Annotated in this window: 19 protein-coding genes; 5 read left to right on the top strand and 14 right to left on the bottom strand. The window is 62.2% G+C overall.

Annotation, left to right across the window (positions count from 1 at the left end; genetic code table 11):
* Positions 1–426: 426 nt before the first annotated feature.
* The 6 genes from AO268_RS01705 to AO268_RS01680 form a co-directional block, all read right to left on the bottom strand.
* Positions 427–1,824, bottom strand: coding sequence for a sigma-54-dependent transcriptional regulator (locus AO268_RS01705; protein ID WP_099167721.1), 1,398 nt, complete (start codon positions 1,822–1,824; stop codon positions 427–429).
* Positions 1,814–3,592, bottom strand: a complete 1,779-nt coding sequence (locus AO268_RS01700) for a sensor histidine kinase (RefSeq protein ID WP_099167720.1) — start codon at positions 3,590–3,592, stop codon at positions 1,814–1,816. Before AO268_RS01700 ends, AO268_RS01705 begins: the two co-directional genes overlap by 11 nt.
* Positions 3,589–4,716, bottom strand: coding sequence for a GNAT family N-acetyltransferase (locus AO268_RS01695; RefSeq protein ID WP_099167719.1), 1,128 nt, complete (start codon positions 4,714–4,716; stop codon positions 3,589–3,591). The genes AO268_RS01700 and AO268_RS01695 overlap by 4 nt, the downstream gene beginning before the upstream one ends.
* Positions 4,717–4,811: 95 nt before the next feature.
* The gene (locus AO268_RS01690) at positions 4,812–5,666 is read right to left on the bottom strand and encodes an alpha/beta hydrolase (protein WP_076962420.1); all 855 of its coding nucleotides are present in this window, start codon (positions 5,664–5,666) and stop codon (positions 4,812–4,814) included.
* The gene (locus AO268_RS01685; RefSeq protein WP_099167718.1) at positions 5,663–7,057 is read right to left on the bottom strand and encodes an aspartate aminotransferase family protein; all 1,395 of its coding nucleotides are present in this window, start codon (positions 7,055–7,057) and stop codon (positions 5,663–5,665) included. Before AO268_RS01685 ends, AO268_RS01690 begins: the two co-directional genes overlap by 4 nt.
* Complete coding sequence (locus AO268_RS01680; RefSeq protein WP_076962418.1) at positions 7,050–7,748, bottom strand: MtnX-like HAD-IB family phosphatase; 699 nt, start codon at positions 7,746–7,748, stop codon at positions 7,050–7,052. Before AO268_RS01680 ends, AO268_RS01685 begins: the two co-directional genes overlap by 8 nt.
* Before the next feature lie 230 nt (positions 7,749–7,978).
* On the opposite strand from AO268_RS01680, the gene AO268_RS01675 reads away from it, so the two are divergent.
* Positions 7,979–8,743 carry a MipA/OmpV family protein gene (locus tag AO268_RS01675; RefSeq protein WP_076962436.1) on the top strand — a complete coding sequence of 255 codons (765 nt, stop codon included), beginning with the start codon at positions 7,979–7,981 and terminating at the stop codon, positions 8,741–8,743.
* A gap of 87 nt (positions 8,744–8,830) precedes the next feature.
* On the opposite strand, the gene AO268_RS01670 is transcribed toward AO268_RS01675, so the two are convergent.
* From AO268_RS01670 to AO268_RS01650, 5 genes are all read right to left on the bottom strand, one after another.
* Positions 8,831–9,244: an EamA family transporter gene (locus tag AO268_RS01670; RefSeq protein ID WP_076962417.1), complete on the bottom strand. Its 414-nt coding sequence runs from the start codon at positions 9,242–9,244 to the stop codon at positions 8,831–8,833.
* Entirely contained in the window at positions 9,241–9,621 is a 381-nt protein-coding gene (locus AO268_RS01665; protein WP_076962416.1) for a transporter, read from the bottom strand. Before AO268_RS01665 ends, AO268_RS01670 begins: the two co-directional genes overlap by 4 nt.
* On the bottom strand, positions 9,618–10,538 hold the full coding sequence (locus AO268_RS01660) for an arginase family protein (RefSeq protein WP_099167717.1): 921 nt from the start codon (positions 10,536–10,538) through the stop codon (positions 9,618–9,620). Before AO268_RS01660 ends, AO268_RS01665 begins: the two co-directional genes overlap by 4 nt.
* 226 nt (positions 10,539–10,764) lie before the next feature.
* On the bottom strand, positions 10,765–11,418 hold the full coding sequence (locus AO268_RS01655) for a DsbA family oxidoreductase (RefSeq protein ID WP_099167716.1): 654 nt from the start codon (positions 11,416–11,418) through the stop codon (positions 10,765–10,767).
* Between the two features lie 61 nt (positions 11,419–11,479).
* A complete protein-coding gene (locus AO268_RS01650; RefSeq protein ID WP_076962413.1) occupies positions 11,480–12,499 on the bottom strand; it encodes an alpha/beta fold hydrolase in 1,020 nt (339 codons plus the stop codon).
* 182 nt (positions 12,500–12,681) lie between these two features.
* On the opposite strand from AO268_RS01650, the gene metR reads away from it, so the two are divergent.
* Positions 12,682–13,599 (top strand): transcriptional regulator MetR, encoded by a 918-nt coding sequence (gene metR / locus AO268_RS01645; protein WP_076962412.1) that lies wholly within the window; start codon positions 12,682–12,684, stop codon positions 13,597–13,599.
* A 4-nt stretch (positions 13,600–13,603) separates the two neighbouring features.
* Here the strand turns inward: metR and AO268_RS01640 are convergent, their stop codons facing one another.
* The 3 genes from AO268_RS01640 to AO268_RS01630 form a co-directional block, all read right to left on the bottom strand.
* Positions 13,604–14,242 (bottom strand): LysE family translocator, encoded by a 639-nt coding sequence (locus AO268_RS01640; RefSeq protein ID WP_076962411.1) that lies wholly within the window; start codon positions 14,240–14,242, stop codon positions 13,604–13,606.
* 25 nt (positions 14,243–14,267) lie between these two features.
* Complete coding sequence (locus AO268_RS01635; protein WP_099167715.1) at positions 14,268–14,681, bottom strand: NUDIX hydrolase; 414 nt, start codon at positions 14,679–14,681, stop codon at positions 14,268–14,270.
* A gap of 72 nt (positions 14,682–14,753) precedes the next feature.
* Entirely contained in the window at positions 14,754–16,100 is a 1,347-nt protein-coding gene (locus AO268_RS01630; protein ID WP_076962409.1) for an HD domain-containing phosphohydrolase, read from the bottom strand.
* Between the two features lie 251 nt (positions 16,101–16,351).
* Here AO268_RS01630 and AO268_RS01625 point away from each other — a divergent pair, with 251 nt between their 5' ends.
* Genes AO268_RS01625 through AO268_RS01615 form a run of 3 tightly spaced genes read left to right on the top strand, consistent with a single transcriptional unit; the run spans position 16,352 to position 21,033 of the window.
* Positions 16,352–18,226, top strand: a complete 1,875-nt coding sequence (locus AO268_RS01625; protein ID WP_099167714.1) for a GGDEF/EAL domain-containing response regulator — start codon at positions 16,352–16,354, stop codon at positions 18,224–18,226.
* 51 nt (positions 18,227–18,277) lie between these two features.
* Entirely contained in the window at positions 18,278–19,231 is a 954-nt protein-coding gene (locus tag AO268_RS01620) for a cytochrome-c peroxidase (protein WP_099167847.1), read from the top strand.
* Positions 19,228–21,033: a DAHL domain-containing protein gene (locus AO268_RS01615; protein ID WP_099167713.1), complete on the top strand. Its 1,806-nt coding sequence runs from the start codon at positions 19,228–19,230 to the stop codon at positions 21,031–21,033. The genes AO268_RS01620 and AO268_RS01615 overlap by 4 nt, the downstream gene beginning before the upstream one ends.
* The last annotated feature ends 1 nt before the right edge of the window (position 21,034 follow it).

Raw genomic sequence — 21,034 nt, 5'->3', positions numbered from 1 at the left:
ATCCCTGTGGGAGCTGTCGAGCCCCGGCGAGGCTGCGATGGGATCGACTCGGTACACCTGCAAAACCGAGTTGCCTGCATCGCAGCCTCGCTAAAGCTCGACAGCTCCCACATTTGATTCGTGTGGTTCCCAGGATTCTGCGCACTGTCTGTCGAGCCGAATCCCTGTGGGAGCTGTCGAGCCCCGGCGAGGCGGCGATGGGATCGACTCGGTACATCTGCAAAACCGAGTTGCCCGCATCGCAGCCTCGCTAAAGCTCGACAGCTCCCACATTTGATCCGGGGGATTCCCAGGGCTCTGCGCACTGTCTGTCGAGCCGAATCCCTGTGGGATCGACTCGGTACACCTGCAAAACCGAGCTGCCTGCATCGCAGCCTCGCTAAAGCTCGACAGCTCCTACATTTGATCCAGGGGGATTCCTAGGATTCAGCGCACGATCTTGTCGATCTGGATCCCCAGCTTTTTCAAGCGGTACCAGAAGCTGCGCTCGGAGATGCCGATCCTCGATGCCGCTGCCGCCTGTACGCCATTGCTCTCTTGCAAGGCTGCCAGGATGTAGGCTTTTTCTACCTCGGCCAGTGCTGCGTCCAAGTCCTGGGGCACGCCTGGGCCTTCGCTGAGGATTGTCGTCACATCCCGCTCGGTCGGCTGGGACGCGAACAGGTAGGCCGGCAAGTCGATATCTTCAATCAGCGGGCTGGCGGCGACGATGGTCGCGCGCTCTACGCAGTTTTGTAGCTCGCGGATATTGCCCGGCCAGTTGTAGGCGGCCATAGCCTGCAAGGCGTCGGGGCTGAAGCCGGTGATGCGCTTGCCGGCGTTGGCGCTCAGGCTGCGGGCAAAGTGGCGAGCCAGCGGGGCGATGTCTTCGACGCGCTCGCGCAGGGCGGGCAGCGGGATCGGGAATACATTGAGGCGGTAGTAGAGGTCCTCGCGAAACGTCTTGTTCGCCACCGCTTCCAAAAGGTTCTTGTTGGTGGCAGCGATCACCCGCACATCCACCTTGCGCTCGCGTGGGTCACCCACCGGTTCGATCACCCGCTCCTGCAAGGCGCGTAGGATCTTGGCCTGCAACGCCAAGGGCATATCCCCCACTTCATCGAGAAACAGCGTGCCCTTGTCGGCCTGCATAAAGCGCCCTACCCGGTCAGCCACGGCGCCGGTAAACGCGCCCTTGCGATGGCCGAACATTTCGCTTTCCAGCAAGCCTTCGGGGATCGCCGCGCAGTTGACCGCCACAAAGGGCTTGTCTGCACGGTTGCCATGCTTGTGAATGGCGCGGGCCACCATTTCCTTGCCAGTGCCGCTTTCGCCGGTCAACAGGATCGTCGCGCTGCTCTCGCGTACCGAGTCCACCGCCTGCAGCACCCGGCGGAATGCCGGGCTATCCCCCACCAGGCTATCGAACTGCGCGTGCTCATCGAGCTCGGCGCGCAGCCGTGCGTTGTCGCGCATGATGTCGCGAAACTGCAAGGCCTTGGCCACGGTGATGTCCAGCTCGTCGATATCGAAGGGCTTGGCAATGTAGTCGTAGGCGCCGTTGCGCATCGACTGCACGGCATTTTTCACGGTGCTGTAGGCCGTCATCACGATCACCGGCAACTGCGGGTAACGCACCTTGATCTCGGCCAGCAGTTGCGGGCCGTCCATGCCGGGCATGCGCCAGTCGCTGATCACCAGGTCGATCTCTTCCTGCTCCAGCACCTTGAGCGCATGCAGGCCATTGCCGGCGATAAACACCTGGATATCGTTCTGGCTCAGGGCCGACGACAGCAAGTCGCAGAGCTTGGGCTCGTCGTCGACCACCAATATGTTATGTGTCATGACTGTCCTCGTCGTCGCCGTCATCTGCACCGTTGGCCGGAATGTACAAGGTGAAGGTGGCCCCGGCATCTTTCTCGCTGGTGCATTCGATGCGGCCATCGTGACTTTCCATGATCGAATAGACTTTCGCCAGGCCCAGGCCGGTGCCCGAGGCCTTGGTGGTGACAAAGGGGGTAAAGATCCGCTCGATCATTTCAGGCGGGATACCCTGGCCGCTGTCGCTGATGCTGATCACCGTGGAGTGCCCGGCACGGCTGATGCCCAGGGTCAGGCGCCCGCCCTGGGGCATGGCGTCGATGGCGTTGAGGATCAGGTTCAGGCACGCCTGCTTGAATTGCTTGGCGTCCACATACAGGGTCGCGCCGGGCGCCTGGTCATCGAGGTGCGCGTCAATGGCGTGGCTGGCCAGTTCCGGCGCGCAAAAGCCAAGGATTTCCTCCACCAACGGCCGCGCCAGTTGCTGGCTGCGCAGCGGCTCGCTGGGCTTGGCGAAGTCGAGGAAGTCGGTGATCAGGTCATTGATCCGGCTGACTTCGCTGATCACGTATTCCAGGTGGCGCTTGTCGGTCTCCGGCAGGTCCGTGCGGCGGTGCAGCAATTGGGTCGCGGTCTTGATGATGCCCAGGGGGTTGCGGATTTCATGGGCCAGGCCCATCGCCACTTCGCCCAGGGCATGCAGGCGGTCGCGGCGGCGCAGTTGGGCTTCGAGGTGATGCAGCTCACTCAGGCGCTCGGTCATATGGTTGAAGGTGCTGCTCAGTTGCGCCAGCTCGTCGCCGCCAATGACCGCCACGCGGTGCTGGTAGTTGCCGCTGATCACCGCGCTCACGCCCTGGGACAACTCACGCAGTGGCCGGGTCAGGTGCCGGGAGACCAGCACACCGGCGCCCAGGGACAAGGCGGAGCTGAGCAGGAAGATCAGCACAAACAGATTGCTCTGGTTCACCAGCCCCACCAGGCTGGTGTGGCGCAGCAGGCCGCTGAAGATCACGCCCTGCAACTCGCCGGTGTCATTGAAGATCGGCCAGTACAGGCCGCTGTAGTTGCTGGTGAACTGTTCGCTGGGCTGCTTGGTGCTGCGCAGCAGGGTTTCCACGGATTTCGGCACGCGGGTCGGGTGGTCTTCAAAACGCTGGGTGGAGAAGATCTCCGAGAAACCATCGGTATTGGCCAGGTACAGGCGCAAGTCCAGGGAGTGCACCTCGGCGACACTGGTCAGGAAGCTGCTGTCCAGGTAGGTGCCGACCAGCAGTTCATAGTCGACGCCATCCTGGCGGGTCGCGAAGGTGGAGATCACCACGCCGGTGGCCACGCCGCCGATCTGCACGGTTTGCAGCACCGCATTGGGTGCCAGGCTGATCTGGTTCACCACCTCATCGCCGACGGTACTGAACATCACCTTGCGGTCGTCAAGACGGATCAGCGTCACCACGTCGATATCGGTGGCGCGGGCAATGTCGGCAATCAAGCGGTCGTGCCGCGCCGCTTCCTGGCTGGAAGGCGAGCGCACATACCGCAGGAAGATCTGCGCCACACGGGCGTTGTCGTGCAGGATGTCACTGACTTCGTCCTTGACGATACGGGTCGACTCTTGCAGCCAGATGCGCACGTTGCTGTCGAAAATCTGCGACAGGGTGGTGGCCGCCAGTTCGGCGGCGATCATCGTCGGGATCACCGTCACCAGCCAGAACGCCAACACCAGCTTGCGCTGCAGGCTCCAGCGGGAAATGGCAAACGGGCGGGTTTTCTGGCGGGTTCTGGCGGTCATCGGGTTTCGCTTATTGCAGCAGCCATGGCAGGGTCGGATCGGTCCGGGCGAATAAATATTTTTACCAGCTTGAGCAGGGTGTCGAGCAGCCGGTTACGGTGCTGGAAGAACAGCGTATTGCCGGCAAACTCACAGCCCAGGCGTAGCTTACTGGCATACCCGGCCTGCCCGCACTCATACAACGCAATATTGTGCTCGATGCAGTAGGCGACGTTGGCCAGCCAACTGCGAAAGTACAGGTTATGTTCGCGGCTGTGGGCCAGGTCATGGGCAAAGAATTTGTCGATCAACCGGTGCTGGTCCAGCAGTACCAGGTTGAACGCCACCAGTTGCCCATCCACCCAGTAAAGTACACAGCGCGCCCGTTGTTCAAGCTGGGCAAGCACCTGGCTGAAATACCCGGCGGGCAGGCGTTCAAATTGCAGGTCGGCGCGGGCCAGGGTCGCTTCGTAGAGGCGCATGATGTCCGGCAGCACGTCATCGACATTGTCCCGCCACTCCACCTGTGGCCCCGGCGCACGCAGCTTGCGCCGCAGGTCCTTGCGCGTGGATTTGCCCAGGGAGCCCAGGTAGGCATCCACCGAGCCGTAGGGCAGCGGCAGCAACCCAGTGGGCAGGCTCGGCATGCTGTGCAGGCCGGTGGCCTGGCAGCTGTCGGCCCAGTCCTGGTCCCGGGTCGGGGCATCCTTGACCGCCAGCAGGCCGATGCCGAATGCATCGGCGTCCCGACGCGCGGCGACCAGTAGTTGCTCCAACAGCACCCCGCGCCGCGCAGCGGGTACATGGCTGGCGACACCGGCATGGCATTGCTCGGCCACCGGCGAGCCGATGGCGTACAGGCCCAGCCGCAAAACCCCGGGCCGCCAGCGCTCCAGGCGTTGGGTAAAGCGTTTGGCGATGCCCGACACGGTGGTATCGAGGCGGTAATGGGTGATGAACGCCGGGGCGACCGCCAGCAGTTGCCCGTCCTCATAGAGGGCCAGGTAACGCCATTGGAAGTCGTCGATGGCGGCGTTTTCCACGGCCACGTAGTAATCCCAATCTTCCAATGCCAGGGGAAAGCAGTCATTCCAGACACTGCGGTCGATGGCTTGGATAGTTGAATAGGCTTTAGTGCTGATCACAGCGTTTCCTTCATCTAAAAACACCGCGTAAACCGGACCATATGCGTCATCGTTCACGACCATCGCGGGCAAGCCCGCTCCCACAGGGGACGGTGTCAAGCCCGGAGATATTCGTCCACAGGGGTGGCGTGTTGCTCGATAAAGCCGGCACTCAACTCGATCACCCGGCGGTATTGCAGGTCGACGGTGATCATGTGGTAGCAGTTGTCCAGCAGGATCTTGGTCACCGGGCCGCCCAGGTGGCGTTCCACGTAGTCGGCGTTCCAGCGGCTGGTGATGTCGTCCTCGATGGAGTGCAGCACCAGCGCCGGGGTCTTGATCGACGGCATGCGTTTTTTCACCACCGCGTTCATCCAGTGCAGCTCGCGCACGGTGACGCCCTCCATGGTCAACAACCCGGCCTCGCTGCTCTCGCCCTCTTTCATCTGCCGCTCGACAATGGCCCGCAGGCGTTCGTTCTTGATGCCGTAGGGCGGCTTCTCGGTAAAGCGGAACAGGCGCACGCCGAAGGGAATGCGGATCAGCAACGGCGTGATGAAGGCAAATTTGTTGATGCTCCAGCCGTCGTACTTGAGGGTCGTGGAGTACATCAGCAACCCCGCGACCTGGCCCGGGAACTCCGAAGCCAGGTACATCGACATCACCGCGCCCATGGACAAGCCACCGACAAACACCTGGGTATGGCGCTGCTGCACGCCGACAAAGGTCTTGCGCACGCCCTCGTACCAGTCGCGCCAACCGGTGGCCTGCAGGTCTTCGTTGCCCCCGCAGTGCCCGGCCAGGGTCGGCACATACACGGTGCAGTTGCCCGCCTTGGCCAGGCCCTGGGCCACCCGCCGCAACTCGGTCGGGGTGCCGGTCAGGCCGTGGATCAACAAGACCCCGACCGGACCGTTGCCGAGAACGAAGCCGGCGTTGCCTTCGCCGAGATCGATATCGGCCTGGTTCACCGCTTCATCGCTCGGGTCAGCAGTTGCTCCAGCAGCTTCAGGCCCAGGTCGATTTCCGGGTAGCTGATTTCCAGGGACGGCGCCAGGGTGATCACGTTCTTGTAGTAGCCGCCCACATCGAGGATCAACCCCAGTTTCTGGCCGTCGACCAGCATGTCGCCTTTCATGCCCTCGTCAACCATGTAGTCCAGGGTCGCCTTGTCCGGGGTGAAACCATCGGGGCCGCAGATTTCACAGCGCAGGGCCAGGCCCAGGCCATCGACGTCGCCGATGATCGGGAAGCGCTTTTGCAACTCTTGCAGGCCTTCAAGGAAATATTTGCCCTTGGCCATGACCATCGCGCCGTAGTCGACTTCGCTGGTCATCTTGAACATTTCCAGGCCCACCGCCGTACCCAGCGGGTTGGAGGCGAAGGTGGAGTGGGTGGAGCCCGGCGGGAAGATTTTCGGGTTGATCAACTCTTCCTTGGCCCAGATGCCGCCCAGGGGGTTGAGGCCGTTGGTCAGGGCCTTACCGAACACGATCACATCCGGCTGCACGTCGAAGTGCTCGATCGACCACAACTTACCGGTGCGCCAGAAGCCCATCTGGATTTCATCGACCACCATCAGGATGCCGTGCTGGTCGAGCACCTGCTTGAGTTCGCTATAGAAGTTCATCGGCGGGATCACGTAGCCGCCAGTGCCCTGGATCGGCTCGACGTAGAACGCGGCGTACTCGCTCTGGCCGACTTTCGGGTCCCACACACCGTTGTATTCAGTCTCGAACAGGCGCGCGAACTGCTGCACGCAGTGGCTGCCGTATTCTTCCTTGGTCATGCCCTTGGGCCCACGGAAGTGGTACGGGAACGGGATGAAGTTGGCGCGCTCGCCAAAGTGGCCGTAGCGGCGGCGATAGCGGTAGCTGGAGGTGATGGACGACGCGCCGAGAGTACGCCCGTGGTAGCCGCCCTCGAAGGCGAACATCAGGCTCTTGCCGTTGCTGGCGTTACGCACCACCTTCAGCGAATCCTCGATGGACTGCGAACCGCCGACGTTGAAGTGCACCCGGCCATCGAGACCGAATTTTTTCTTGGCATCCACCGCGATCATTTCCGACAGCTCGATCTTGCCCTTGTGCAGGTACTGGCTGGCGATTTGCGGCAGGGTGTCGATCTGCTGTTTCAGCGCATTGTTCAGGCGCGGGTTGGCATAGCCGAAGTTGACCGCCGAATACCACATTTGCAGGTCGAGGTAGGCCTGGTCTTCGGTGTCCCACACGTAGGAGCCTTCGCAACGGCTGAAGATACGCGGCGGGTCGATGTAGTGGACGGTGTCGCCGTAGGAGCAATACTTGGCTTCTTTATCCAGCAGAACCTGGTCTTCGGCGGTAGCGATACGGATATCAGACATGATGAAAGAGTTCCTGAGTGTCGGAGGTAAAGTGGGTGGCGTTGGCGGCGATGCCCTGGGGCAGCCTGGCCAGCAAGGCCGGGAGTTCGGCAAAGCTGTCGAAACGCAGATGGGGGATGGCGTGGGCCTGGCAGTACTGGGCCAGGCTGCCCTTGGCGAAGACGAAATCGGCGGTGGTCGACACGCACATATCGGACTTGCCATCGCCGATCACCAGCACCCGTTTGTTGCGCGGGGTGGACTTGCATTTGCAGTTGCCCGAGGCCGCGCGGCAGGCGTCACTGGCATGGGGGAAGTCGATGCGCCAGCTGTCCTGGTCAACCTGGCGCAGGCGGTTGGCGATGATCGGCAGCAAGGTCACGTAGTTGCGCGACAGGATCCGCGCGATGCCTTGCTCGATGCCGTCGCTGACCACTTCAAGGGAGGCGCCAAGGCCAAGGACATGGTCGACGAAATCCGGGAAGTCCGGGTCGATCTCGACCGTGTCGAAATACGCCAGCAGTTCGGCCGGGGTCGCCTTGATCAGCGCCAATTGGCGGCTCAGGCATTCCCGGGAACCGATATGGCCATCCAGCCATTGCTGCTCGATGGTTTCCCACTCGGGGCCGGCGAAGCGTTGGAGAACATTGTCGATGACATCGGTGGGTGTGATGGTCCCATCGAAGTCACACACGATATGCCAGTCATTCATCTGCGTTTACCTTGGAGATGACAGCGCGGATGCGCTTGTACCAGGGTTAGAGCAGGGACTGTGCCAAGTAGGCAAAACCCAATAGGGCCGGGCTTGCGGCGGATGCCTAAGGGAAATACCCGTGGCCCAGGCTACAATTTTTGTAGGTCGCTACAAACAAGATGAGTGCTTGCGTGAGCCCCCGCGCCTGCGCGTTCATGCGCGTATGTTTTCGAGAGGGCAGTACCATGATGTGCAGGATGAGTTCGGCGCTGTTCGCCGGTTTGCTTGGCCTTTGGGCGGGCTCGGCGTTGGCTCAAGGCATTAGCGGCGAGGTCGGCCTTGGCGCCAGCTACCAGCCCCGCGAGCCCACTGGCAGCCGCTATCACACGGTGCCGGTGCCCTACTTCGACCTGGAGTGGGGCGATGTCAGCCTCGATACCGATGACGGCCTGACCTGGAGCGCGCTCAACCACCAGGGTTTCAGCGCTGGCCCCTACCTCAACTACTTGCCGGGACGCGCGGCCAATGGCCCGCTACGGGGTTTGCGGGACGTGTCGGACATGGCCGAGATCGGCGGGTTTATCCAGTACGCACCGGCCGATTTCTGGCGGGTCTATGCGCAACTGGGCCGGGCCGTGGGCGGCGCCCGCGAGCAGAGCGGCGTGCTCGGCAAGCTCGGCGGGGAACTGGGTTACCCGCTGGGCGGCGGGGTGATTGGCAGCAGTGGCCTGGTCGCACACTTTGCCGATGGCCGCCAGACCCAGACGTTTTTCGGGGTGGATGAGCATGAGGCGGCAAACTCCGGGATTCGCCCCTACAGCGCCAGCGGCGGGTTCCAGAACCTGACCCTGACCCAGAGCCTGCAGATCCCCCTGGCACCCAAGTGGACGCTGCTGACCAGTGCCAGTTGGATACACCTGACAGGTTCGGCGGCCGATAGCAGCCTCGTGCGCCAGACCGGCGAGGTGAACCAGGGGCAGGTGCAGACGGCGATCAGCTATACCTTCGATTGATTGTCTCAAGGGCGACACCCATCAAAATGTGGGAGCAAGCTTGTGTGGGAGCCAGCTCCCACACAAGCCAGCTATTGCAGTCTGAGCTCAGTTTTCCTCGCCCTCGGCCAACAGCGCAATCCCGCCAATAATCACCACCACGCCCACCCAGTGCAGGAAGCTGATGTGCTCGCCCAACCCCAGCCACGAGCCCAGCAGCACCACCACAAACACCAACGAACTCAGAGGGAAGGCCAGGGACAGGCTGCTGCGCCGTAGGATCAGCATCCACACAAAAAATGCGCCGATATAGCAGGCGATCGCCGCGAGAACCCCCGGGTTGACCGCCACCGCCGCCAACCATTGCCAGTTGAAATCCATCTGCCCCAATTGATCGCCAGCCACCTTGGTAAACAACTGGCCGGCGCTTTCGGTGAGGATCAATAACGCCCACAGCACCACGGTGCCCAGGCGCCCATGCAGCCAGCCAACCGGGCGCAGGGCCATCTCTTGCGAATTCATGATTGTGCTCCCGCTATTGCCACCAACATCACCCCGGCGGTAATCACCAGCGTGCCCAGCCAGCGCCGACGGCTGACGGTTTCGCCCAGCACCACCTTGCCCGCCAGCACCACCCCGCAATAGGCCAGGGCGGCGGCCGGGAACAGCAGGCTCAACGGCGCGCGGGACAAGGCTTCGAGCCAGACGAAAAACTCGATCACATAGGCGCCGATGCCCGCCCACAGCAACGGCGCATTGAACACCTGGCCCCAGAAGGCATTCAGGCGAAACCCGCCCTCCAGCTCCGGCAAACGGTCCAGGCCCAGTTTGAAACACAGCTGGCCGATCACATCGAGCACGATGGAAAAGGCCACCAGCAACACCACAGTCAGGGTCACGGAAACAGCTCCTCGAACAGGTTGATCAACGCTTCATTGGTGGTCGCGTTACGCAGCAGGTCGTCCGCGCTCCAGCGCTCGGCCGGGGGTTGGTCGGACTTGGCTTCCCACCGTTTGAAGGCGTTGCTGAACGCCGGCTGGGCAAACTCGCCACACACGTCGATGCCGACGATCCGTTTGCTCGCCGCCAGCATCCGCAGCGCCTGCAACAGGTGGGTCAGGCGCATGCCGCCCTGGTCCCAGTTGGTGGCCGCGTCCTCGCTGGCCAGCACATCCTTGTCGAGGGTGATCCACACCGCCTCGGTGGGCAGGCTGGCGATCATCTGCTCAAGGAATGCGGGCCAATCAAGCTCAGCGAGGTTGCGCCAGTGCAGGTGGTTCTCCTGTTGTGCATGGCCGGCGCCATCCCCTACCCGGCCCCAGACTTTCGACGGCGCGTGCTGCCAGGGAAACAACTGCAAGTGCCCACGCTTGAGGGCGCCGAGGTTGCCGCCGCGCAGTTGCGGGTTGTGCAGGTCGTCGCTGCACGGGCCGAGGGTGACGATGCGCTGGATCGCCGGCATCTTCAGGGCCTGGTTGACCCACGAACCGCAGTGCCGGCGCGGAGCCAGGCGTACCCAGTCGGGGTGGTTGTCGAAGTGGATCAGGCTGATGGGCTCCTGCACCTCGGCGAGAAAAGCCGGGGTCAGGTGGTGATAGTCGCCGGAGCCGACAAAGAAGATTTCCGGGCGCGCCGTGCCTGGCCGGGGCCGTTGGGCCAGGCGCTGGGCAAAGCGCTTCCAGGTTTTTTCGGTGGACCACAGGCGCAGCTTCGGACCCAGGTCGAGCAGGTCCAGGCGCGTGGCCTGACCACTGGCCAAACGCCGGGCGATGGGCGCCTGGGCCGTGAGGCTGTGGTCGAGATCGAGGATATTCAAGGTAATGTGCCCCCCTGGCAGTGCCCAGCCGCCTACCGGCTGGGCTTTAGGGGGGTAATGCAAGGGATGGGCCAGGGTTGGATGATTACACAATGAACCCATGTGTGGCGCGGGCTTGTGTGGGAGCGGGCTTGCCCGCGATGGCGGTGGGCCAGTTGAAAGATACTTAGCTGATACACCGCCATCGCAGGCAAGCCAGCTCCCACATTTTGCTTTGCGCTCGGCTTTAGGCCTTGGACTCGTTGATGATCTGGCGGATAGCACCGACAAACGCCTCAACCGGCTGCCCGCCGCTGACCGCGTACTGGTCGTTGAACACGATGGTCGGCACCGAACTCACCCCGCGCGATACCCACAGTTGCTCCTGCTCGCGCACCTCGGCGGCGTACTCGTCCGAGGCCAGGATCTCGGCTGCGCGCTGGAGGTCCAGGCCAACGCTTTCGGCAATGATCGCCAACGTGGCGTGGTCGGACGGGTCCTGGCCATCGCTGAAGTAAGCCTTGAACAGCGCTTCCTTGAGGTTGTACTGCAAGCCCTCGAGGCCGGCCCAATGCAGCAGGCGATGGGCGTCGAAGGTGTTGTAGATACGGCTTTGGCCATCGGTGCGAAACGCAAAGCCCAGGGCGGCGCCCATGTCGCGGATGCGCGCGCGGTTGGCCTGGGACTCTTCGGCACTGGAGCCGTATTTTTCGGTGATGTGTTCCACGATGTTTTGCCCTTCGGCGGGCATGTTCGGGTTCAGCTCGAAAGGCTGGAAGTGGATCTGGGCCTGCACTTCGGCGCCCAGTTGGTCCAGGGCCTCGGTCAGGCCGCGCAGGCCGATGACGCACCAGGGGCAGGACACGTCGCTGACAAAATCGATTTTCAGGGAAGTACTCATTCAGGCAACCTCGCAGGCATTACACGCCACAAAGTTCGCACCATACACCTCTACGCGGCCGTCATAAAACCTTGGCGGGGGCCAGCGGTTCGACCTGCGCCCAATGCGCCGCCTCTGCGCGGTGGGCTTGCAGGTACGGCAACACCGCCGCCAGCAACGGCGCCTTGAAGGCCTCCTGGAAACGATGGGCCAGGCCCGGGATCAGCCGCAACTGGCTGCCCTGGATATGCGCCGCCAGGTGCACGCCATGCATCACCGGCAGCAACGGGTCGGCCGTGCCGTGTACCACCAGGGTCGGCACCCGCAGTTGGTTGAGCAGCGGCACCCGGCTCGGCTCCGCGAGGATCGCCATGATCTGGCGCTTCACCCCCTCGGGGTTGAACGCGCGGTCATAGGACTGCGCCGCCTGCTGCAACAACGCCTGGCGATCATCCTGGACCTGGGGGCTGCCCAGGGCCGCCAGCAAGTCGGCCTGTTGCTCCAGGGCCACTGCGCGGTTGGGCGCGCTGCGCCGTGACAGCAGTTGCACCAGCGCGGCATTCGGCGCGGGCAAGCCTTCGGCGCCGGAGCTGGTCATGATCAGGGTCAGGCTTTCCACGCGCTGCGGCGCCATGGCCGCCAGGTGCTGGGCGATCATCCCGCCCATGCTGGCGCCCAGCACATGGAACTGGCGGATCTGTAGCGCATCCATCAACCCCAGGGCATCGTCGGCCATATCGGTCAGGGTGTAGGGCGCGGCCACCGGCAGGCCCAGTTTGTAGCGCAACACTTCAAAGGTCAGGTTGGCGCTGGCCGGGGCCTGGCGCCAGGTGGACAGACCGACGTCGCGGTTGTCGTAGCGAATCACCCGAAAACCTTGTTGGCACAGGGCGACCACCACTTCGTCCGGCCAATGGATCAACTGCCCGCCCAAGCCCATCACCAGCAGCAACGCCGGATCGGAAGCACGGCCAATGCTCTGGTACGCCAGGCTCACCGTGGCCAGGTCGACCCGCTCAGTCGGGACATTGACATCACATCGAGACGCCGCAAACGACGGCAGGCCGAACAAGAGAGCGGCCAGTAAAAACAACACGCGCATGGAAAACACCGAAACACAGAACCCCAGTAGAGCGCGAGTCTGATGAAGTTTGTTCAAGCGCGCTGCCACAGTTACGTGACAGTTTGATGAAGAGTGCCCAGCGGTCATGGTCGACAGCCTGCTCAACATGAGACAGACTCACGCTATCCAAACTTGTCACAAATTGTCTTCATGGAGAGCCCGTGCTCGAAATCCGCCACCTCAAGACCCTGCACGCCCTGCGCGAAGCCGACAGCCTGGTAGAAGCCGCCGAGCGCCTGCACCTGACCCAGTCGGCGTTGTCCCACCAGTTCAAGGAGCTGGAAGAGCGCCTGGGCATGCCGCTGTTTGTGCGCAAGACCAAGCCGGTGCGCTTCACCAGCGCCGGCCTGCGCCTGCTGCAACTGGCGGATGCCACCCTGCCGCTGCTGCGCGGTGCCGAACGGGATATTGCGCGCCTGGCCGGGGGCACCGCCGGGCGCCTGCATATGGCGATCGAATGCCACAGCTGCTTCCAGTGGCTGATGCCAACCATCGACCAGTTCCGCGATGCCTGGCCGGAAGTCGAGCTGGACCTGGCCTCGGGGTTTGCCTTTGCCCCGCTGCCAGCCCTGGCCCGTGGCGACCTGGACCTGGTGGTGACCTCCGACCCGCTGGAGCTGGCGGGCATCACCTATGTGCCGTTGTTCACCTACGAAGCCATGCTCGCCGTGGCCAACCAGCACGCCCTGGCGCACAAGCCGTATATCGTGCCCGAGGATTTGCTCAGCGAAACCCTGATCACCTACCCGGTGGAGCGCGACCGCCTGGACATCTTCACCCGTTTCCTGGAACCGGCCGACGTCGAGCCGGCCCAGGTGCGCACCGCGGAACTGACGGTGATGATGATGCAACTGGTGGCCAGCGGACGCGGCGTGTGTGGCATGCCCCACTGGGCGCTGCATGAGTACAGCTCGCGGGGTTATGTGAAGGCCAAGCGGCTGGGGGAGAAAGGGCTGTTCGCCACGCTGTACGCCGGGATCCGTGCGGATATGCTGGATGCGCCGTACATGCGTGACTTTTTGCTGACCGCCAAGGACACGTCGTTTTCCACCCTGGATGGGGTCAGCGCGGTCCGCTGAGTGTTTACGCGCTGCGCCGTTGCTCCAGCATCAGGCGCACCGCCAGGGCGGCCAGCACAAACCCCATGAAATAACGCTGCACCGCCAGCCACGTGGGGTTGTGGATAAACCAGGCGGCAATGCTCGCGGCGCCCAGCGAGATCAGCAGGTTGACCACAAAGCTGACACTGATCTGGGTAAAGCCCAGCATCAGGCTCTGGGTAAAGATCGAACCGTGCTCCGGGGTGATGAACTGCGGGAACACCGACAGGTAGAACACCGCGATTTTCGGGTTCAGCGCACTGGTCAAAAAGCCCATGGTCACCAGCTTGCGTGGCGAATCGGCAGGCAGTTGCTGGGCCTCGAACGGCGAACGGGCGCCTGGCTTCACCGCCTGCCAGGCCAGCCACAACAGGTACAGCGCGCCCGCCCATTTCAGCACTTCATAGGCCATCGGCACCGTAAGAAACACGGCGGTCAAACCCGCGGCGGCGGCGAACAAATGCACAAAGAACCCCGCGACCACACCCAACAGCGACGTCACCCCGGCCTTGCGGCCCTGGCAGATCGAACGGGAAATCAGGTAGATCATGTTCGGGCCGGGTGTGAGTACCAGCAATAGCGAGGCGGCGGCAAAAATCAGCAAGTCATTGAGGGGGATCACGGGTCAGTCCTTGGCGCCCGACAGCTCAGGCAGTAGTGGTCAGCGATGAGCGATAGAACGGCAGGATCAGGTCGCGTGTCAAGGGCGCCAAGGCCAGGCCGCCGTCGCCCATCGGGTCGATCCAGCGCACTTCCTCAATCTCGGCGGCGGGGGTCACCGGCACGTCGATACGCACCTCAAACAGCTCGGCCGCCACGGTAAACCCCGGCTCATTGGCCGCCGGTGCCGAGAAGTGGCCAAGGTAGTGCGCCGCCGCCGGCTCGATACGCAACCCCAGCTCTTCGTACAGCTCGCGCGCCAGGGCCTGCGCCGGTTGCTCGCCCGCATCGATCTTGCCGCCCGGTTGCATGAAGGCCTGGGTGCCGCGCTTGCGCACCAGCAGGGTCTGGCCGTCGCTGCCGATCAACAGGGCAGCGGCGATACGGATGGTCTTGGACATGAAGTCAACGCCTTGGAGTAAAGGGCGCAAAGGATCACATGCCCCTGCACTGCGCCGCAATGCCCGCTGGCCCTACAGCGAGGGCGCAGGTTCCTCGGGCTCCTTGATAAACACGCTGTACTTGGCGCCCTCCATGGCTTCAAAGGCGATCAGCTTGTCCACCAGCGGCAGGTTAAGCACCTTGCCGGCGTTGAGCAGCAGCATGCCATTGTCGGCGTTGAGGTTGCGCGCCAGGACCATGCCGGCGGCCAGCTCACGGGTGCCCAGGACCTTGACGCTCGGGTCGCCCAGGGTCACGTCACTGAGGAACGCGGCACAGGCCTGGACAAAGTCTTCCACCATGTCCGGGTCATACAGGCGGCCCGCGTATTTGCGGATATACAGCAGCGCTTCGTCGCTGTTCATGTTGCGCTCAAGGATCAAGCCGCGCTGCAACTCGATAAAGTCCACCGCCAGCTTCAATAGCCGTGAGCCAAAGGGAATCCCGTCCCCCTTGAGGTGGTCGGGAAAGCCACTGCCGTCCCAGCGTTCCTGGTGGTGACGGATGATGCGCGCCGCATCCTTCATCGGCTCCAGGGTCATCAGCAGCGATTCGCTCTGGGTCGGGTAAGTGCGATACAGCTCGCGGTCGGTGCTGTGCAGCAGGTCAGAGGGGGCGATCATCATGCGGTCGGCCCAACTCAACTTGCCGACGTTGTAGAGCGCCGCAGCCATGGTCAGGTCGCGCACACTGGACTCATCCATCGACTGGGCCTTGCAGTAGACCCGGATCAGCTCGATCAGCGGGCGGTTGGTCTGCTTTTCCTTGGGCAGGCGCAGGTTGGCCAGCAGGGAAAACACCTCGGTGCCGGTCACGTAGCTGCGCTTGAGCTCATCGTAGGCCAGGTCCAGCATGTCAGCGGTCTGTTGCAGCTCGCTGGTGCGCGAGAGCACGCGTTTTTCCAGGGTGGCATTGAGCGCCTTGAGCTGATCGTTCTGTTCGCGGGTCAGGTGCTCCAGGCGCAGCCTTTCGCGCTCGGAAAACTGATGCTCCAGGGACTGGCGCAAAACCAGGAGCATCTCTTCATCGTTCCACGGCTTGCTGATGTAGCGGTGGATCTGCCCCTCGTTGATGGCCTTGATGATCATCGTCAGGTCGGCGTAGCCCGTCAGCAGGATGCGCGAGGTTGCCGGGTACAGGCGGTGGGTTTCGGCCAGCAACGTCGCACCGTCCATGGCTGGCATCCGGGCGTCGGTCATTACCAGGTCGATGGGCTGGGCCGCCATGATCTCCAGGGCCTGGGCACCGCTGCCGGCCAGCACCACCTCATAGGGCTGGCCGCGCAGCAGGCGGCGCAGGCTGTTGAGGATCGATTCTTCGTCATCGACCAGCAACACCGTGGGTTTATAGGCGGAAGGGGTAGCGAGTTGCTCATCCATGGCGACACCTGCTCAAACTTGAACTAGATTAAACCCCTGCACCTTGCCGTTGACTGCAGGCGGCGCTTGCCCAGGCAATCAGCGCACGAGGTCAAAGGGTGAACTGCGGCTTATTTGACGCCAACTGACCGACTATTTCAAGGGAGTAGGCTACCCTTGAAGATAAAGTAATTGGCTCACTCAACCCCGCCATTGAGGAAAGGACGCCTTATGTGCCCATCCATGCTGTTGCGCCTAAGTGAGTGGCAGTCATGAGCCCCCAGGGCGAACGTGCGAACCGCCGCATCCTGATCGTCGACGATACCGCGTCGATCCATCAGGACTTTCGCAAGATCCTCTGTGCCGAGACCATTGCCGAGCAGACGCTGGAAAGCATCGAACAAAACCTGTTCGGTACTTCGCCCCCTGTGCACCAGAGCTATTCCCTGGACTCCGCCTACCAGGGCCAGGAAGCCCTGGCCCTGGTACACCAGGCGCTGGCCGACAACACGCCGTACGCCCTGGCCTTTATCGACATGCGCATGCCGCCGGGGTGGGATGGCCTGGAAACCATCGAGCAGTTGTGGAATATCGACCCCAACCTGCAGATCGCCTTGTGTACGGCCTACTCTGACTACTCCTTTGAAGCGATTGAAGCGCGCCTGAAGTTCAACGATCAGCTGCTGATCCTGAAAAAGCCTTTCGACCACCTGGAAATCCGCCAGATGGCCAGTGCCCTGACCTGGAAATGGCAATTGGCACAGGATGCACTGCTCAAGGTGTTGAGCCTGGAACGCACGATCGAGGAGCGGGTCCAGGAGCTCCTCAAGGTCTCGCACCTGCTGCAATACGATGCCCTCACCAGCCTGCCCAACAGCACACTGCTGGGCGACCGGCTGACCCAGGCCATTGCCCTGGGCAGGCGCCACGATACGCAACTGGCCGTTATGTTCATTGGCCTGGACCGCTTCAAGCGCATCAACAATGCCTTGGGCCACCCGGTGGGCGACGAAGTGCTGCAACAGGTCAGCCAGGACCTGGTGGCTGCGGTCCGTGCATCCGACTCGGTGTTCCGCTACGGCTCGGATGAGTTCGTGATGATCCTCAACGACATTCATCACCCCCAGCAAACCCAGGGCATTGCCGAGAAAGTCCTCACGGCCGTGGGGCGTACCCGCCATATCGCCGGCCATGACCTGCGTGTCACCGCCAGCCTTGGCATCAGCATTTACCCCAATGACAGTTTCAACGCCGTGGACCTGATCAAGAAGGCGGAAACCGCCATGAGCAACGTCAAGGAGCACGGGCCTGACAGCTTCAGCTTCTTTATCGAAGACATGAACCTGATCGCGCGCCAGCAACAAAACCTGGAGGCCGCGATTCGCCTGGCCCTGGAGCGCGACGAGTTTGTCTTGCACTACCAGCCGAAACTGGACTTGAAAAGCGGGCGGATTGTCGGTGCCGAAGCCCTGATCCGCTGGTATCAACCTGGCCATGGCTGGGTCTACCCATCCGCCTTTATCCCGATGGCCGAAGACAGTGGCCTGATCGTGCCCTTGAGCCAGTGGGTATTGCGCCAGGCCTGCGCACAGGCCCAACGCTGGCGGGCCCAGGGCTTGGCGCCCATTTGTGTTTCGGTGAATATTTCGGCTATCGATTTCCGCCAGCGCGACTTTGTCCCCAACCTCGCCGCCACCCTTGAGCAGACGGGCCTGGCGCCCGCCCTGTTGGAGCTGGAGATCACCGAAAGCGTACTGATGCAGAACGTCGAGGAGACCGTGACAACCCTGCGCGAGATCAAAAAAATGGGCGTGCGGCTGGCCATCGATGACTTTGGCACCGGTTATTCCAGCCTCAGTTACCTGCGGCGCTTTCCCGTCGATGTGCTAAAAATCGACCAATCGTTTATTCGCGGCATGGCCGAGAGTTCCCAGGACCTGCAATTGATCAGTGCCATTATCAGCCTGGGCAAGAGCCTGGACCTGAATATCATTGCCGAAGGCGTGGAGACTCTGGAGCAGTTGGAGTTCCTCAAAACCAGGAACTGCGAGGAGGGCCAGGGCTACCTGTTCAGCAAAGCCGTGGCGGCCGAGGATTTTGCCCTGCTGCTGGAACCCGGCCGAAGTCATCTGATGCCGGATCAATAATCCTCTGCTCACAAGGAATTCAAGTTGAGCAATACACCATCGCGTTACCCGCTGGCATGGGGCACAAGCCTTGTGCTCGGCATCTGGCTGGGCAGTTCGGCGGCACTGGCCGCCCCCCTCGATGAGGCGCTCAAGCCCCTGCCCGAGGTGCCCGCCCTGGACGCGGCACAGGTCGAGTTGGGGCGTCGGCTGTTCAATGAAACGCGTCTTTCGATCAATAACACGCTGTCTTGCGCCAGTTGCCATCGCCTGGATAAAGGTGGCGCCGATGACAAACCCTTCTCCCTGGGCTTTGACGGCAAGCCCGTGGCCCTCAACACGCCCACAGTGTTCAACGCCACCTTGAACTTCAAACAGTTCTGGAATGCCCGGGTGGACACCCTGGAGGCCCAGATCGAGCAAGTGGTGATCAGCCCCGTGGAAATGGGCAACACCTGGCAAAACGTCGTCACGACCTTGGCCGCCGTGCCTGAATACCAGCACGCCTTCACCCAGGCCTACGCCGATGGCGTCACGGCCAGCAACGTGCAGAGCGCCCTGGCAACGTATGAGCGCTCCCTGCTCACACCCAACTCACGCTTCGACCGGTACCTGCTGGGCAATACCGATATCCTCAGCTACGACGAAAAACAGGGCTACCTGCGCTTCAAGGAATACGGTTGTATTGCCTGCCATCAAGGGGTCAACATCGGGGGCAACATGTACCAGAAGTTCGGCGTGATGGGGGACTACTTCAAGGACCGCGGCAACCCGGTGGAAGCTGACCTGGGGCGCTACCTCCTGACCCAGGATGAAGAGGACCGCCATGTGTTCAAGGTGCCGAGCCTGCGTAATGTCGCCGTCACCGCCCCGTACTTTCACGACGCCTCGGCCAAGACCCTGGAAGAGGCCGTTGCCGTGATGTTCAAGTATCAGTTGGGACGCATCCCCACCAGCGAGGACAAGACCCTGATCGTGCAGTTTCTCAAGACGTTGACCGGCGAGTGGGCAGGCAAACCGCTATGAAGCTGACCCGCCGCTCCAGCCTGGCCCTGCTGGGCGCCATCACCCTCGTGCTGGCCTCGATCCTGGTGTTCCTGTACGTCAAGTCCTCGTCGGACCTGAGCACCAACTACACACAATCGCGCGACTTGATCCGCCATATCAAGCAATTGAACGCGCAATGGGACAGCGAGGTACTCAAGGCACGGATTGCCCTGACCCACAATTATGACCCGCTGGTTGCCCCCCTCAACGAAATGAACAGCCTCTGGGCCACCCTGACGCAGCAGGAGTCGCTGCACGCCCATGCCGACCCCACCCACTGGCAGGCGCTGCAAAGCACCTATCAGGCAGCGGTTCAGGAAAAGGCGCGGCTGGTGGACCAGTTCAAGGCCCATAACGCGGTTTTGCGCAACTCACTGGCCTTCCTGCCAAACGCCGAAGACGATATCCAGGCGCAATTCGGCCTGCTGGACGACCAACTTCGACTGCAGTTGCAAGACATTGCCACCGACACCTACGACCTGTTGCTCAGCAGTCTTGAGTTCGCCCTGGTAGCCAGTGATGACAAGGCAGCGGATATTCTGGTCGGGTTGAACAAACTGGCGGTCAACAAGGAACACCTGCCACCAGATTTCCAGGGCCCGATCGAAATTCTCAGTAACCACATCTCCCTGATCATGCGCGAGCAGCCGGTGGTCAACAGTTTGCTGGAGCGCATCGCCGTGATCCCGCTGGCCGAGCAGTTGGATGAGCTGACCACCCAACTCAACCAGGACCAACAGGCCGCCGACCTTATCGACCAGAAATACCACCGCTACCTGCTGGTCTTTTCGGCCTTGCTGATGCTGGTACTGGTGTACCTGGCCGTGCACCTGTTGCGCAGCTTCGCCGAGATCAACCGGGTCAACCGGGCCTTGCAGGCCTCCAACGAAAGCCTCGAACAACGGGTCGAAGCGCGTACCCGGGAACTCAAGGACGCCCAGAGCGAGCTGCTCGACAGCGCCCGCCAGGCCGGCATGGCGGAAATTGCCACCAACGTGCTGCACAACGTCGGCAACGTGCTCAACAGCGTGAACGTCTCCGCCGACCTGGTCACCCGCAAGCTGCGGGCCAGCAAGGCCCTGGGGCTGGGCAAGGCCATGCAGTTGATCAACGAGCACCCCCATGACCTAGGCACCTTCCTCACAGAAGATGACAAGGGCAAATTACTGCCGGGGTATTTGAATCAGTTGGTCGACGCCATTGCTATCGAGCAGCAAGGCATGGCCGATGAACTGGGGCAACTGACCAAGAGCGTCGACCACATCAAAGAGATCGTGTCGACCCAGCAATCCTATGCCGGGGCCTCCAAGCTGCTGGAGCCGGTGCATATCAGCGCCCTGGTCGAAGACGCGCTGCGCATGAACTCCGGCGCCTTGAACCGCCACCACGTCACGGTGGTCAAGGACTTTCACCCGGTCCCCGAGGTCATGGCCGACAAACACCGCTTGCTGCTGATCCTGGTGAACCTGATCAGCAACGCCAAGTACGCCATGTCCAACCTCAGCGATCGGCCACGCCAGATAACCCTGACGGTCCAGGCCGTGGCAGACGACACCTTGCAGATCAGCGTCAAGGACGACGGCGAAGGCATCCCAGCAGAGAACATGACGCGGATCTTTACCCACGGTTTCACCACCCGCAAGGAAGGCCATGGCTTCGGCCTACACAGCTGTGCCCTGGCGGCCATCGAAATGAATGGCCACCTGACCGTACACAGCGATGGACCCGGCCTGGGCGCCGTGTTTACCCTGCAAATCCCTCTTGAGCGTGCCGAGACCTGAC

This window comes from Pseudomonas sp. ICMP 8385 (assembly GCF_002699915.1).
Lineage (GTDB): Bacteria > Pseudomonadota > Gammaproteobacteria > Pseudomonadales > Pseudomonadaceae > Aquipseudomonas > Aquipseudomonas gessardii.
The sequence above is the reverse complement of the archived record's forward strand: the minus strand, read 5'-3'. Positions and strand labels throughout refer to the sequence as shown.

Excerpts from the sequence above, each read along its gene's own strand:
- AO268_RS01705 (WP_099167721.1), bottom strand. The coding sequence starts at position 1,824 with ATGACACATAACATATTGGTGGTCGACGACGAGCCCAAGCTCTGCGAC.
- AO268_RS01700 (WP_099167720.1), bottom strand. The coding sequence starts at position 3,592 with ATGACCGCCAGAACCCGCCAGAAAACCCGCCCGTTTGCCATTTCCCGC.
- AO268_RS01685 (WP_099167718.1), bottom strand. The coding sequence starts at position 7,057 with ATGTCTGATATCCGTATCGCTACCGCCGAAGACCAGGTTCTGCTGGAT.
- AO268_RS01680 (WP_076962418.1), bottom strand. The coding sequence starts at position 7,748 with ATGAATGACTGGCATATCGTGTGTGACTTCGATGGGACCATCACACCC.
- AO268_RS01675 (WP_076962436.1), top strand. The coding sequence starts at position 7,979 with ATGTGCAGGATGAGTTCGGCGCTGTTCGCCGGTTTGCTTGGCCTTTGG.
- AO268_RS01670 (WP_076962417.1), bottom strand. The coding sequence starts at position 9,244 with ATGAATTCGCAAGAGATGGCCCTGCGCCCGGTTGGCTGGCTGCATGGG.
- AO268_RS01655 (WP_099167716.1), bottom strand. The coding sequence starts at position 11,418 with ATGAGTACTTCCCTGAAAATCGATTTTGTCAGCGACGTGTCCTGCCCC.
- AO268_RS01650 (WP_076962413.1), bottom strand. The coding sequence starts at position 12,499 with ATGCGCGTGTTGTTTTTACTGGCCGCTCTCTTGTTCGGCCTGCCGTCG.
- AO268_RS01635 (WP_099167715.1), bottom strand. The coding sequence starts at position 14,681 with ATGTCCAAGACCATCCGTATCGCCGCTGCCCTGTTGATCGGCAGCGAC.
- AO268_RS01630 (WP_076962409.1), bottom strand. The coding sequence starts at position 16,100 with ATGGATGAGCAACTCGCTACCCCTTCCGCCTATAAACCCACGGTGTTG.
- AO268_RS01625 (WP_099167714.1), top strand. The coding sequence starts at position 16,352 with ATGAGCCCCCAGGGCGAACGTGCGAACCGCCGCATCCTGATCGTCGAC.
- AO268_RS01615 (WP_099167713.1), top strand. The coding sequence starts at position 19,228 with ATGAAGCTGACCCGCCGCTCCAGCCTGGCCCTGCTGGGCGCCATCACC.